Source organism: Neorhizobium sp. T6_25, assembly GCF_002968555.1.
Taxonomy (GTDB): domain Bacteria; phylum Pseudomonadota; class Alphaproteobacteria; order Rhizobiales; family Rhizobiaceae; genus Neorhizobium.
Genome location: NZ_PVBL01000006.1, coordinates 173214 through 187199, shown reverse-complemented (window position 1 = coordinate 187199; position 13986 = coordinate 173214). Strand labels below are relative to the sequence as shown.

The 13986-nt window shown below is 61.8% G+C and carries 13 protein-coding genes; 2 read left to right on the top strand and 11 right to left on the bottom strand.

From position 1 onward, the window contains the following. Nucleotides 1-83 precede the first annotated feature (83 nt). On the bottom strand, nucleotides 84-2009 hold the full coding sequence (locus C5L10_RS10685; RefSeq protein ID WP_105429639.1) for an ABC transporter substrate-binding protein: 1926 nt from the start codon (nucleotides 2007-2009) through the stop codon (nucleotides 84-86). 172 nt (nucleotides 2010-2181) lie between these two features. Between C5L10_RS10685 and C5L10_RS10680 the strand changes: the two genes are divergently transcribed. Next, nucleotides 2182-3231 (top strand): LacI family DNA-binding transcriptional regulator, encoded by a 1050-nt coding sequence (locus C5L10_RS10680; protein WP_105429638.1) that lies wholly within the window; start codon nucleotides 2182-2184, stop codon nucleotides 3229-3231. Between the two features lie 60 nt (nucleotides 3232-3291). Here the strand turns inward: C5L10_RS10680 and kduI are convergent, their stop codons facing one another. The 9 genes from kduI to C5L10_RS33610 all read right to left on the bottom strand — a co-directional run bounded on the left by kduI (nucleotide 3292) and on the right by C5L10_RS33610 (nucleotide 12033). Beyond that, on the bottom strand, nucleotides 3292-4140 hold the full coding sequence (kduI, locus tag C5L10_RS10675) for a 5-dehydro-4-deoxy-D-glucuronate isomerase (protein ID WP_105429637.1): 849 nt from the start codon (nucleotides 4138-4140) through the stop codon (nucleotides 3292-3294). 130 nt (nucleotides 4141-4270) lie between these two features. Then, nucleotides 4271-4897 (bottom strand): bifunctional 2-polyprenyl-6-hydroxyphenol methylase/3-demethylubiquinol 3-O-methyltransferase UbiG, encoded by a 627-nt coding sequence (locus tag C5L10_RS10670; protein WP_105429636.1) that lies wholly within the window; start codon nucleotides 4895-4897, stop codon nucleotides 4271-4273. Nucleotides 4898-4993: 96 nt separating this feature from the next. Then, nucleotides 4994-6139 carry a glycoside hydrolase family 105 protein gene (locus C5L10_RS10665; RefSeq protein ID WP_105429635.1) on the bottom strand — a complete coding sequence of 382 codons (1146 nt, stop codon included), beginning with the start codon at nucleotides 6137-6139 and terminating at the stop codon, nucleotides 4994-4996. A gap of 6 nt (nucleotides 6140-6145) precedes the next feature. Next, complete coding sequence (locus C5L10_RS10660) at nucleotides 6146-7660, bottom strand: glycoside hydrolase family 28 protein (RefSeq protein ID WP_105429634.1); 1515 nt, start codon at nucleotides 7658-7660, stop codon at nucleotides 6146-6148. A 4-nt stretch (nucleotides 7661-7664) separates the two neighbouring features. Continuing rightward, nucleotides 7665-8921 (bottom strand): ABC transporter substrate-binding protein, encoded by a 1257-nt coding sequence (locus tag C5L10_RS10655; RefSeq protein WP_105429633.1) that lies wholly within the window; start codon nucleotides 8919-8921, stop codon nucleotides 7665-7667. A 32-nt stretch (nucleotides 8922-8953) separates the two neighbouring features. Beyond that, nucleotides 8954-10063, bottom strand: coding sequence for an ABC transporter ATP-binding protein (locus C5L10_RS10650; protein WP_105429632.1), 1110 nt, complete (start codon nucleotides 10061-10063; stop codon nucleotides 8954-8956). Between the two features lie 4 nt (nucleotides 10064-10067). Then, on the bottom strand, nucleotides 10068-10976 hold the full coding sequence (locus C5L10_RS10645; protein WP_105429631.1) for a carbohydrate ABC transporter permease: 909 nt from the start codon (nucleotides 10974-10976) through the stop codon (nucleotides 10068-10070). Between the two features lie 2 nt (nucleotides 10977-10978). After that, nucleotides 10979-11863 (bottom strand): carbohydrate ABC transporter permease, encoded by an 885-nt coding sequence (locus tag C5L10_RS10640; RefSeq protein WP_046666067.1) that lies wholly within the window; start codon nucleotides 11861-11863, stop codon nucleotides 10979-10981. Beyond that, nucleotides 11860-12033, bottom strand: a complete 174-nt coding sequence (locus tag C5L10_RS33610) for a hypothetical protein (RefSeq protein WP_172716987.1) — start codon at nucleotides 12031-12033, stop codon at nucleotides 11860-11862. Before C5L10_RS33610 ends, C5L10_RS10640 begins: the two co-directional genes overlap by 4 nt. 165 nt (nucleotides 12034-12198) lie before the next feature. Here C5L10_RS33610 and C5L10_RS10635 point away from each other — a divergent pair, with 165 nt between their 5' ends. Beyond that, on the top strand, nucleotides 12199-13107 hold the full coding sequence (locus C5L10_RS10635; protein ID WP_105429630.1) for a helix-turn-helix domain-containing protein: 909 nt from the start codon (nucleotides 12199-12201) through the stop codon (nucleotides 13105-13107). A gap of 123 nt (nucleotides 13108-13230) precedes the next feature. On the opposite strand, the gene C5L10_RS10630 is transcribed toward C5L10_RS10635, so the two are convergent. Continuing rightward, nucleotides 13231-13986 (bottom strand): alpha/beta fold hydrolase, encoded by a 756-nt coding sequence (locus C5L10_RS10630; protein ID WP_105429629.1) that lies wholly within the window; start codon nucleotides 13984-13986, stop codon nucleotides 13231-13233.

Here is a 13986-nt window from a genome sequence, read left to right as displayed (position 1 = left end):
CATCCAGTTATCGGATAAAGGGGCCCCATGGCGCCGGCCGGCTTACGCCGGCGCCCGGAAAAACGTCGCAATTGGCGAGGCCTTCAGACCTTGTAGAACTGCTCCGGCATGGTCGGGGCAGGGGTCGGCCAGCCGAACGAGTTCGGCATGGTCTTGGTGATGTTCCTCATGTTGTTCTTGACGATGCCGTAGCCGTCCGGCGGCTGCGAAATCCCGAAGACATAGAAGTTCTCGGCGGCCCCCTGGAGGATCTGTTTCATGATCTCGCGCTGGCCGGCCTGGTCCGATGTCGCCTTCAGCTTGTCGTAGAGCGCGAGCAGCTTCTTGGTCTCTTCCGGCGGCTCCTCGGCATTGGCGTTCTTGGGATCGAGATACCAGAGCTGCCAAGCCGGGGCATACATCGCGTTGCTGTCGGTCGGCACGTAGTAGCGCGGATCGAGCATTGCCGCGACGCCGCCATTGGCGCCGAACTGGTGCGCGGTCGCGTCGAAGTCGCGACCCTGGCGAACGCGTGTCTCCCAAAGCGAGCGGTCCATGGTGCGCATTTGCGCATCGATGCCGACCGCCTGGAACATCGGAATCGCCAGCTGGAAGAGATCGAGGAAGATCGGGCGGGCCTGGTCGATCTCGAAGATGATCGTCAGCCGCCGGCCCTTCTCGTCGAGACGGAAATTCTGGCTGTCGCGCTTCGGGACCAGCTCGTCGAGCATGGCATTCGCCTTGTCGACGCTGTACTCGGTGAACTGCTTGGCGAGCTGCTCGCTATAGAGCGGATCGCCTTCCTTGATCGACGGCTGGGCGGCCGCGCCCTGGCCGACCAGCACCGCGTCGATCAGCGTCTGCCGATCGAGCGCCGTCGACAGGGCCGCGCGGAACGTCTTGTTGCGGAAGAGCTTTCGCTTCGTCTCGTCATTGTGGTTCAGGTTGAAGATGAAGTTCATGACGTTGGCCTCGGTCGAGGTCAGCGTGTAGAAATCATAGTCGCCCTGCTTGCGCGCGTCGTAGAGAACCGACTTGTTGTTCGGTGTGGCGATATACTGGTCCATCAGGTCGATTTCGCCCTGCATGCATTTCAAGAGCAGTACCTGCGGATCGGCGACCATCTGGTAGACGATGCGGTCCATATAGGGCAACTGATTGCCCTCGGTGTCGACCTTCCAATAATAAGGGTTGCGTTCGGCCACCACGCGCTCGGTGTTTTCGCCCGGCGCGATCGTGAAATACCAGGCGTTGAGGCAAGGCTTCTTCGACGAATTGAGGAAGAAGGCGTTGTCGTCCTGGAAGCCGGAGGCCGATTGGAATGCGGCGATCCAGCTCTGGAAGCCGCGCTGCTTGGCCAGCTCGTCCGCTTTCGGGTTGTAGTCGATATGGAACTGTTCGAGATAGTGCTTGGGGCAGCGCGTGGTGTGATCCCAGTTGGACCAGGCGACCTGCAGCGGGAACATACCGTTAGGCTTTTCAAAGATGACTTTGAAGGTCTGTTCGTCGACCACTTCCAGTCTGGCGGGCTTGCCGGCGGTTTTCCAGTGGCCCTGGCTGGTGACGGCAACGCGTTTGTCGGTTAGCACGGTATCGTACCAGAACTTGACGTCGGCGGTGGTGTAGGGATGTCCATCGGACCACTTCATGCCCTTGCGCAGGCGGATAGTGTAGACGGTGGAATCCGCGTTACCTTCAAAGGCTTCCGCGACATTGAGCGTCACCCCCGACCAATCGGGCGTGTAACGCAGGAGAGGCTCATAGGCCTGGTAGCGGAACAGCATAGAGAGCGAACCGCCGCCGACCAGCGCCAGCTTCCAATCGCCTCCGTATTTCCCGACGCTTTCAAGGGGTTTGATGACAAGGGGGTTGGCGGGCAGCCGATCCTTGAGGGGAGGGAGGGCGCCACCGGCGACCTTGTCCTTCAAGAGACTTGCTTCCTTGTAGTCGACGGCTAAAGCCGGCAGGGCCGGCAAAATCAAAACGGCCGAAGTCCCGGCCAGAAACGCGCGACGTTTCAGCTTGATCATGAGTGTCTCCTCCACACGCAGTCCCCGCCGTGACCTATTATTTCCCTTGGGCGTGGATAACGGAAAGTTTACATTCGAATACTGTTAGGTAAAGTGTTATGTAGGCTTGTTTGAAAAATTGCGTTTTGCAATGCGGCAATGTCGCCAGGCGGCAGTTGCAGAGAGGGCTGGAATGAAAAACAGGGGGCGGGTCACCTTGCAGACAATCGCGCGCGAGGTCGGCCTTTCGAAATATGCGGTGTCCAGATCGTTATCGGGCAAGAGCGGCGTCAGCGAGGAAACCCGCGAGCGGATTCGCGAAACAGCCCTGCGTCTCGGCTATAGCAAGCCCCCCAGCCAGACCGCGCCGGGCGATATCGCGGTGGTGTTTCACGACCTCGACCCGGTCAACAGCGAGCTGCACATGCAGATCCAGAACGGGGTCCAGGCAGAGGCGCACAGGCTCGGCATGGCTCTCAGGATGTTATGGACCCACAGCCAGGGGCAGCTCGAAGAACTGGCGCGCACCTGCGCCGGGCTGCTGCTGGTCGGACCGCACGATCGCGAGGCGATCCGCGCCGCGATGGCGACCGGCACTCCGATCATCCGGTTCGGCTGGGTCGATCCGCTGGAGGATGCCGATCAGGTCTCGGGCACAGACCACGAGGCAGGACAGGCCGTGATCCAATACCTGGTAGACCTCGGTCACCGTTCCATCGCCTATGTCCATGGCACACCCGGCTATCGCGGCCGCCGCGAGCGCTTTTATGGCGCGCGTGAAATCGCCGAAGGTCACCCGGATGTCACGTTGCATGTCCTGCAGTTCGAGGAGGAGAACGGTTTTGCCGAAACCTATCGCGCACTGAAGGAAAAAGGCGCTCGGCCGACCGCCTTCTTCTGCGCGCATGACGGCCTGGCGCTTACGGTCGTTTCCGAACTCCTGGGCCAGGGCTATCGCATTCCCGATGATGTCTCGGTGGTCGGTTTCGGCGATTTTTCACCGGCAAAGCAGATTTCGCCGGCGCTGACGACGGTGCGGATGGAAGGCCAGGAATGTGGAGCCGTCGGCCTGCGGCTCCTGCTCGAGCGGATCGAGAGCCCGCGCCAGCCGGGAACGCCCGCCCGCAGGGTCCAGGTCGCGTCGAGGATCATCGAGCGCCGCTCCACCGGGCCATGCAAGGACCCGGCGCATCCAAGCGATCGCACGGCACCTCGGCAGGAACCGCGTATAGTGCCCGTCTGACGGTTCCCGCCGCCGCCAGTCCGAGCATCGCTGCTCCGCTGGCGAATGGATTTCGATGGCCTATTTGAGGCTCTTCATATCGACCATGTCCATGTCGGTGAAGGACTGGTTGTCACCGGCCATGCTCCAGATGAAGGCGTAGGCACCGGTGCCGGCGCCGCAATGGATCGACCAGGGCGGCGAGAGCACGGCCTGTTCATTGCGGATGATCAGATGGTTGGTCGCCGCCGGCCGGCCCATCAGGTGAACGACGAAGGCGTTTTCCGGGATCTCGAAATAGAGATAGGCTTCCATCCGCCGGTCATGCAGATGCGCCGGCATGGTGTTCCAGACGCTGCCGGTCTCCAGCCGGGTCAACCCCATCAGCAGCTGGCAGGTCGGCAGCACTTTCGGATGCAGGTACTGGTAAAGCTTACGCTTGTTCGACGTGGCACTTTCGCCGAGATTGTTCTCGATCGCATCTGCGCTGCCGACGAACCGCGAGGGAAAGGTGGCGTGCGCCGGCGCACTGTTGATATAAAATTTCGCGGGTGCCGACGGGTTGTCGCTCTCGAAGAAGATCTCCTTCGTTCCCATGCCGAGATAGAGCCCGTCCATCGGCTGGAGCGCATAAGCCTTGCCGTCGGCGATGACGCGGCCCGGTCCGCCAATATTGATGAGACCAAGCTCGCGGCGTTCCAGCAGATACTCCGCACCGACCAGTTTCGCCAGCCCGCTGCCGACGCCGAGGCTTGCCTGCGTCGGCGCCACCCCCGCCACCAGCATGCGGTCGTAGTGAGTATAGACGGCCTGCAGCGTCCCCGCGACAAACAGATTCTCGATCACGAAATTCTCGCGCAAGTCCGCGCTCGTCATGCGCTCCGACTGGCTATAGTGGACGGCATGGCGCGTCCGGACATCGATCGTCATGGTCTGTCTTCTCCTGTTTCTTGGCGCGAGCGCGCCTTATAGTGTCTCAGTCTGAACTTCGGCTTTCGACCCGCACCGGAAGTCAAGTCTGCCCGGCCTTGGTGTCCATCAGGACCTAAAACTCTGTGCGTCACGCCCGGCTCGCGCGAACGCTCAGCCACCAATCATTGGGGCTCCCGACGCACCGACGTATCTCGCTGACAATCCAGCCGGCCTCTGTGAGCGCGGTTCGCAGGGCAGGCTCGCGCCAGTACGTTTCGACGTAGCGCCGTGGCGCTGACGCGCTGCCGCGTGTGGACACATCCTCGCCATCACCCTCTCTAACCGAGGCGTGCAGCCGGCCACCGGCCCGGGTCGCCTCGGCAAGTCGCCCAAGCACCACGGGCAAATCTTTGCGCGCGACGTGGATCAGGCAGGCACAGGTCCAGATCCCGTCATACGGCGTGCCGGGACGCTGCGGGTCGGCCAGGTCCTCGGTCAGCGGGTCCAGCAGGTCGGCCTTAAAGCCATTCTCGCGAAGCAGGTCGACGAAACCCTTCGAAATGTCGGTGCGCCGTACGCTAATCCCCCGCTTCTCAAGCTCAAGCGCATCTCGTCCGCCGCCGCTTCCGATCTCCAGCACCCTCCCCGAGCCGCCCAGCCCGGTCACGAAGGCATCGATCTCTGTTGCCACCCATTCCGGCATCACCGCGGCTTCAGCAGCGTATTCTGCCGCGACCGTATCATAGGATTTCACGGTGTCCCTGTCGGTGCTCATCTTAGCGCTCCTCCCTCAAGACAAAGATCCCCAACGAGCAAGAGGCCCACCTCCCGACCATAGCAGAAGTTCGGTCTGAGACACGACCGAGCGCTGCTATCGCTTGACGGCGGCGCTGAGTTCGCCCTGGTCTCCCAGCGGCCCAGACTGGGACATCATCGATTGCGTGTCCAGCAGCGTTTCCGCATAGGCCATCATCAGCGGCCCGACACCCTTGATGTCGTCGGGGCGGATTTCCTCGGAGAGATAATAGCCGACGGTGCCGTCACGATAACGGCCGTTGAACCCCCCGAGGCCCGCGACGCAACAGATGTTGTGAAGCCTCAGCCGTCCATCCGCATCCCGCCGCAGCTCTTGTCCGGCCAGCGATTGCAGGCTCGCTCGACCGGCCTCGGAAACGCCGGGCGGGCCACCGAGCCGCGCGAGCTTCTGGAGAAAATAGGAGAACATCGCCGTGGCCGAGCTTTCGGGATAGTTTTGCGCTTCGTCCGGCCGGTCGATCACCTGCAGCCAGCGGTGATCCGCGCTGCGAAGGGCAATGATCCGGGATGCCAGCGCCGCGGCGCGGTCGGTCAGCTCGCGCCGCGCTACGCCGGCGGGCAGGATTTCGATGATGTCGACGAAGGCCATCGCCAGCCAGCCGATCGATCTTGCCCAATGGGCCGGCGAAAGGCCGCTTTCCGCATCCGCCCAAGCCTGTTGCCGGGTCTCGTCGTAACCGTGGCGATAAAGATCCGCCTGCCGGTCATAGGTGAGGTCGAGCGCCGTCGTGAACTGGCGGAGCGCGTCCTCGACGGCCTGGGGTTTTGAGACCGCTTGGGCGTATTCCACCTTGAACGGCAGCGCCATATAGAGCCCGTCCAGCCAGATCTGATGCGGGTAACGCAGCTTGTGCCAATAGACGTCGCTGCCGGTGCGCGGATGCGTTTCGAGCTGTCGCGCCAGCGCTGCGGCGGCATCAAGCCAGCGGCTCTCGCCGGTCAGCCGGTGGAGAAAGACGAGCGCCCGGCCGGGCAGGATGTTGTCGATGTTGAATTCGTCGATCGCGTAGCCGACAAGCCGGCCTTGCGCGTCGATCTGGCCGCTCACCAGACGCAGGAGATGATCCAGCCACAGGCGCTCGCCGGTCGCTTCGTAAAGCGCGATCAGGCCGCGGTAAAGGCAACCGTCCTCGTAACACCAGGCGCCGCCTTTGTAATATTCATAATCGCGCGCGTAATTCTCGAAATAGTCCTGAAGCATTGGATTTCAGTCTTGAGCTGGATGAATGGAAACCGGAAAAAGCCGCGTAAGGCGGCTGAAAACGGCGTTTTCCGCAACGATCCCGGCATGCCGGAGCGGCAGGAGTAGAGAGGCCATTTCCGGCACTTCGGCCTCGGCATCCGGCGCGAAGGAGACGGTGTAGTTTTCGAAGGCAATGTCGCGGATTGCGGCTTCCGGCAGACCGTAAAAGACGGCGGCGGCCGTTCGTGCGCCGAAAACGGTGACGTTCTCGACGGAGATCGAGCTTATGCTCGGCGTCTCCAGGGAGACCGGCAGCGGCGAACGGGACTGGACGTAATCGGACCGGCCGTCGGCATCGCAGAAATAGAAGGAATTGACGGCGACCGGGGTTGCGACGTCCTCCATCAGGCTGTCGGCAAGGCGGATATTGGCGACCGTGCCGCCGCGTCCCCGGCGCGTCTTGATGCGCAGCCCTCGATCAGTTCCCTTGAAGTGGCAGTTTCGGATGGCGATGTCGCTGATGCCGGCGCTCATCTCGCTGCCGATGACCACCGCGCCATGGCCGCGCTCCATCAGGCAGTTCTCGATCCGCACATGCTCGGTCGGCCGGTCGGGCCCACCGAGAAGACTGCGTTTGCCGGCCTTGAGGGCGATGCAATCGTCGCCGACGGAAATGTGCAGGCCGACAAGATGGATATCGGAGCTGCTTTCCGGGTTGAAACCGTCGGTATTCGGTGAATCCGGATCGTTCTCGATCATGAGATCGGCGGCGATAAGCCGTGTGCAGAAAACCGGGTGGACCGTCCAGGACGGCGAATTGCGGATGGTGAGGCCGGAAAGCGTGACGTCCTCGCAAGCCGACAGGAAGATGGTGCGGGGGCGCCTGGCGCCCTGGCGTGTTTCCTTCGGCCAAGACCACCAGTCGCCGCGGTCGCCGCCGCCGTCGATGATGCCTGTGCCGGCAAGATGAACATTGCGGCAGTCGATCGCGTTGATCAGGCTCGCGTAACAGGCCTCCGCCACGCCTTCCCAGGTGCCAAGAATGCGGCCATCCGCATGGCGCGCCGGCAGGATGGGAAAGTCTTGCCTGTTGGCGATCGCCGCGAGCTCGGCGCCGTCTTCGAGGAACAGGGTCATGTCGGTCTTGAGGAAGATCGGACCGCTCAGCCAGCGCCCGGCCGGTATTCTCAGCGTGCCTCCGGGAGTGAGCACCGCGATGGCCCGCTGGATCGCCGGCGCATTGTCCTGTGCGTCCGTCGAGGCGCCGAAAGCGCCGATGTCGATCAGGGCAGTTTCCCGCCGTGTGGTAAATTCGAGCCGGGCATCACCTGCATGGAAAAGGTAGGTTGTGCCCGGCTCAAGGGAAGCGACCGAGAAGACGACGGTCCGTGTCCTCCCCTCGGCGACCAACGCGCCGCCGATCTCCCGAACCTGCCAGGCAAGCGCGTCATCGCGTGTGTGAAGATGCTTTTCGGCATCGACGCGGAAGGTCGCGGTGCGAGGGCCGGCAATCAGGAGTTCGATGGCGACGTCCGTCACGTCCTCAGATCCCCGTCAGCGCTTGGTTGATGCCGGCGATGATCTCGGTTGCGGCATCCTTGGAGGATTGCTGGCCATAGGCGAAGGCTTCGAAATTGGTGTCGAAGACTTCGGTGACGCGCGGATGCTCGTTGAGCGGCGAGACGCCGGGGCTGGTCGGCTCCATCACCCGCTTGTAGGCTTCCAGCTGCACCGGCTTGATCTTGCCTTCCTTCGTCAGCGTATCGAGTGCTATCTTGCTGGACGGAATGCCGCGCGTCGCCCCCATGATCTTCACCGCTTCCGGGTCGTTGAGCAGGCAATTGAGCACCTGGGCCGCGGCCTTCGGATCCTTGCTGTTCCGGGAGATCGAAAACAGCATGGAGGGCTTGCGGTAGACGCCGTCGGTCTTGGCGCCTTCGATCGTCAACAGCTTGACGGGCACGAGCTCCTGGCCCTTTTCCATCGGCGTTGCGATCTTGCCGTAGGTGCTGTCCCACTGATAGGTGCCGGCGACTTGGCCCTTGGCCCATTTCTGGTTTTCATGCAGCGGCGTATTGCCGCCGGCGGCGACCTGTTTCCAGCTCTCGATGACGCCCTTGTCGACCAGTGTCTTGTAGAATTCCAGGCCTTCGGCGAGTTCGGCTTCGCTCCAGGCGACCTTGTTGGTGGCCGGGTCGATCAGGTCCTTGCCAGTCTTCTGAGTGGTGCGCAGGATCACCATCAGGCGGGCGTCGAGAGCCGCACCCTCGAACGGATAATACTCCTTGCCAAGCTTTTCCTTCATCTTCGGGGCTGCGGCGATCAGCTCTTCCCAGGTTTTCGGGATCGGGACACCGGCCTTGTCGTAGGTCGTCTTGTTGAACATGAAGACGCGACCGGTCGTGGAGACGGAAATGCCGTTCAGCTTGCCCTTGACGGTGCCGCTGTCGAGATCCGACTTCGACCACTGGCTGAGGTCGATGATGTCCTTGTACTGGTTCAGGTCGGCAAAGCCGTCGCCGTTCTTGGTGAACAGCGGCAGCCATGGCCAGTTCACCTGCATGATGTCGGCCTCGGTGCGGCCGGCGAGCTGGGTGGCGATCTTTTCCTGATGGCCCTGGAAACCGGTGAATTCGGGCGCGATCGTGTGGCCGAATTTCGCGCCGCAGACCTTCAGGGCCTGCTGGGTCGCGACATGGCGGTCGTCGCTGCCCCACCAGGACATGCGCAGATCCGAAGCAAATGCGGTCGAAAGGCTGGTGGCGGCAAACAAAGCCGCCGTCATGAACATGGTTCTCATTTTGGCTCCTCCCAAGTTGGAACGATGAAGTTTCAAATCGCCAGGCTGATGTTCTCCCCGGACTGGCGGTCGAACAGATGCACTCCCTTCGGGTCCGGGCTCAGCCAGACCCAGTCGTCGCGAAGCGCGCCGCGGTCGTAGGACGCGGACGGCACCACGGCGATGAGGCGTTTCGGGCCGATGTCGACATAGAGGTAGACTTCGTGGCCCATGAACTCGATATGGGTAAGCTTGCCCTTGATGGTGCCGGGCGTTTCGGCCGCGACGATGTGCAGGTGCTGCGGCCGGATGCCGAGCGTGACGTGCTCGCTGCGTCCGGAAATCCGCTTGGTGAACTCGTCGCCGAGCACGATCACCTGGTCCGCTGCCCGCACGCTGTTCTCTCCCTCGAACGTGCCGTCTAGGAAATTCATTTCCGGGCTGCCGATGAAGCCTGCAACGAATGTATTGGCCGGGCGGCTGTAGAGCGTCACCGGGTCGGCGACCTGCATGATGTGGCCGTCCCTCATGACGCAGATGCGGTCGCCCATGGTCATGGCTTCGGTCTGGTCGTGGGTAACGTAGATGACGGTCGCCTGCTGGCCGTCCGCCTTCAGCCGCTTGTGCAGGTCGGTGATGCGCACGCGCATCGAGGCGCGCAGCTTGGCGTCGAGGTTGGAGAGCGGCTCGTCGAACAGGAAGACCTGCGGTTTCTTGATCAGCGCCCGGCCCACGGCGACGCGCTGCGCCTGGCCGCCGGAGAGCTGTTTTGGGAGCCGGTCGAGCAAGGGGTCGATCTCGAGAAGACTGGAGACGTGGCTTGTGGCCTGTTCGATCTCGGCGGCCGGACGGCGCTTCAGCCGCATGCTGAAGGAGAGGTTCTTGTGGACCTTCATATGCGGATAGAGCGCATAGTTCTGGAAGACCATGGATATGCCGCGGTCGCCCGGCGTCTTGTCGTTGACCAGCTCGCCGCCGATGCGGATCTCGCCCCCGGTCACCCGCTCCAGCCCGGCGATCATCCGAAGCGTGGTCGACTTGGCGCAGCCGGACGGGCCGACCAGCACCATGAACTCGCCGTCTTCGACATCGAGGTTGATGCCATGCACGGCGCGGAACGAACCGTAATCCTTTTCGAGGTTTCTCAGTTGAAGACGCGCCATATGACTATCCTTTGATCCCGCCGGAGGAGATCCCGTCGATGAAATATTTCTGGGCGAGGAAGAAGACCGCGAGTGCCGGTGCCAGCGACAGGACCGACATCGCCAGGACCCGGTTCCATTCGAAGGCTTCGGTCGTGTCGATCGACAGTTTCAGCGCCAGCGAGATCGGGTATTTGTCGACCGAAGAGATGTAGATCAGAGGCCCGAGGAAGTCGTTCATCGTCCACATGAACTGGAACAGGCAGACCGAGATCAGTGCCGGCATCAGAAGCGGCACGACGATGAAGATCAGCGTCTGCCAGGTGGTGGCTCCGTCGACGCGGGCTGCTTCCTCCATGTCGCGCGGAATGGCGCGCAGGAACTGCACCAGCATGAAGACGAAGAAGGCATCGCCCGCCAGCGCCGAAGGCACCCAGAGCGGCAGGTAGCTGTCGAGCCAGCCGAGATCGCGGAAGATCAGGTATTGCGGAATGCGGGTGACGACGTTCGGCAGGAGCAGCGTCGCGATCAGCGCGGAAAACAGCACCTTCTTGAACGGGAAATCGAAGCGGGCAAAGCCATAGGCGACCGCCGTGCAGGAAATCGCCGTGCCGATCACCTTCGGAATGACGATCCACAGCGTGTTGATGAAGAACGTGCCGAAGGAATAGGGCGTCGAGGTTTTCCAGCCCTTGATATAGCCGTCGAGCGTCGGGTTCTCCGGCCAGAAGCCGGGATTGGAGAAGATCTCCGAATTGGTCTTGAACGATGCCCCGATCAGCCAGATTAGCGGATAGAGCATCAAGAGCCCGACCACCGTCAGCAGGGCGTAACGCAGCACGGCATTGAAGCGGTGGCGGCGCGTTTCGCGGCTGCGGACGATGTCGATGTCGCGGGCGGCTGGGGAATTCTGGGAGAGGATGTGATCGGTCATGGTCAGCTCCTCTTGTCGCCGGCGTAATAGACCCAGTGGCGCGAAGACCAGAAGGCGATGAGGGTGAGGGCCATGATGATGAGGAACAGGACCCAGGCGATGGCCGAGGCATAACCCATGTCGAAGCGCTTGAAGGCCTCGTCATAGATGTAGATCGGCAGGAGATAGGTGGATTTCAAAGGCCCCCCTTGGGTGATGATGTAGGGTCCGTTGAACTCCTGGAAGGCCTGGACCATCTGCATGATCAGGTTGAAGAAGATGACAGGCGTGATCAGCGGCAGGGTGATGTAGACGAAGCTCGTCCATTTGCCGGCGCCGTCGATCGAGGCTGCCTCGTAGAGCGTCTTGTCGATGCTCTGGAGGGCTGCGAGGAAGATCACCATGGCCGAACCGAACTGCCAGAGGCGTAGGAGCGTGATGGTGAACAGCGCATTGGTCGGGTCGCCGAACCAGTTGACCGGCTCGAAGCCTATGAGGGCGAGGCCCATGTTGACGAGGCCGACATCGGCGAAGATGTAGCGCCACAGAACCGCGATGGCGATCGAACCGCCGAGGATCGAGGGCACGTAATAGGCCGTCCTGAAGACGTTGATGAACCTCAGCTTGTAGTTGAGGATCACCGCCATGAAGAGCGCGAAAGCGAGCTTCAACGGCACCGTCGTGAATACGTAGACCAGCGTCACCCAGAGCGATTTGCGGAACGTCCGGTCGTTGGTGAACAGCCGGATATAGTTCTGCAGGCCCGTGAAGACCGGCTCGTTCATCAGGTTGTAGTTGGTGAAGCTCAGATAGAGCGACGCAAGGAAGGGCAGGGCGGTGAAAACCAGGAGCCCGATGATGAAGGGCGACAGATAGATAAGCCCAAGGAACTTGTTGTCGCCGCTCATGCCGCCTGCCCCAGTCTGGCCAGCGCTTCCGGCAGGCGGTGCATCCGACCGGCATGTGCGGTGACGGCTCGGTCACAGGCAAGGTCGCCCGTGAGGTTCGTCGCGTAGTTGAGCGAACCACCGCCGATAGAGGCGATGTTGAACGAAGAGACACTTGCTTTATTGTGCATCGCGACTTCTGGCCCTTCGATTTGCGCACACACCTGATCCGTCAGGCTCCCGCAATTGAAGCGCCATTTCCTCCCATTAATGTCTCAGGCGTGTTGAGTTCTTAGCTCCCGGGCTGATATTCTCACTTTGCCAGTCAGATCAAATCGACGAATTCGGGGAAAAGGATGGAGAAAATCGAAGGTAGCGTTCTGTCTGCCATTCCGATGAACGCGATGGCGTTGACGCTGACGCGCTCAACCATAAGGATGCAGCACTCGCATACCTGGGGCGTCGACAAATCGAACAGCGTGCATGACCTGATCATCTGCCTGACGGGCTCGGCACGTTATGAAGTCGGGGGCGAGACGATCGACATGGCGCCGGGCAGGGCGATGCTCCTGCCTGCGAATACGTGGTTTTCCGGCCGTTCGACCTCGCGCGAGGCCTATACCGGCATCGCCCAGCATTTCACGCTCGACCTCTTCGGGCGGCTCGACCTGATCGCCCAGATGAACCTGAAGCACGCCGTCACGCTCGCCCGCTGGGAGATGATGGAGCCGCTGACGCGTTATTACCACGACAATTCGCCGCCCTATTCGACGACGCTGCTTCAGCATCACCTCTTCATGTTCCTGTTGATCGAATTCATCGAACAGGCTCATACCGGCTGGAGGGAGCAGTCGGTCGGCAACGTCAACAATCCGGATGCCTTGTCGTTTTCGGTCATGGTGGCGGCGAGCCAGATCGCGGCCGATCCGCTGGGTGAGGAGATCGTCGGAAGAACGATCGATTCGGTGCCCTACAATCCAGATTACTTCAAGCGGGAGTTCCGCAAGCGCGTTGGCTGGACGCCCGACAAGTTCCAGGAATTCAAGCGGATGGAGCGGGCCATGGGCCTGATGGCCGGCGGGTGTACGGTAAAGCGCGCCGCCGAGCTTTCCGGTTATACGGACGCCTACTACTTCTCCCGCATGTTCAAGCGCTATATCGGCATCAGCCCGCAGGGCTATCAGCAATCGGAAAAGCGCAGTCGCGAGGGCGCCTTCCCGAGAGGCGAGGAGGATGGCCAGCTCATCTATCCGCTGACCCGCTGAATAGGTCGAAGTCTCTGGGCCGGGTTTAATGGCTGGTTCCCGTGGGTTCCAGGCCGACCTTGCAGCAGACTGGCAGGCCCGGCGCCGGAATTTCTCCCGGCGCCGGGCGATTGTTTACGCGAGCTATTTGCCTGCCTGATTGGCGGCCCGTTCGATGACGTCGGCGACCTTCTCCGGCTGGGAGGCGAAGACGGCATGGCTTGCCTTGATCTCGGTGATGTCGCTGCCGGCTCGCCGGGCCATATCCCGTTCCAGTTCCGGATTGATGGAGCGGTCCTCGGTGGCGACGATCGACCAGCTTTTCCTGGTCTGCCAGGCGGGATTGCCGACCTTGGCCGAAAAAGCCTCCTTGGCGGCAAACACCTGCGACCGGGCGAGAAAACGGGCCTCGTCCTTCGGCAGGTCCGCCGCGAAATCGCCCGGGAATGCGGCCGGGTCGATATAGAGATATTTGCCGTCTTTTGTCTCGCGGATGTTCATGCCGCCTGCCGGTTTCGAGCTTGCGAGGCTGAGCAGGCTTTCGCCCTTGTCGGGCTGGAATGCCGCCACGTAGACGAGACCGGCGACATGCGGGTTGTGTCCGGCTTCGGTAATCACCATGCCGCCATAACTGTGTCCGACGAGCAGGGTCGGGCCGTCCTGGAGGTCCAACACCCGGTGGGTGGCGGCGATGTCGTCGGCAAGCGAGGTGATCGGCTGCTGAACGATCGTCACGTTGAAGCCGCGCCTTTCGAGGATTTCGGTTGCCTTGCGCCAGCTGGAGCCATCGGCCAATGCGCCGTGGACGATGACGATGTTCTTGACGTCTGTGGCCTGCGCCGCAAACGCGATGACGCTGGTGGCAAAGGCAAGTGCGAAGGTGGAAATACGTTTTTTCAT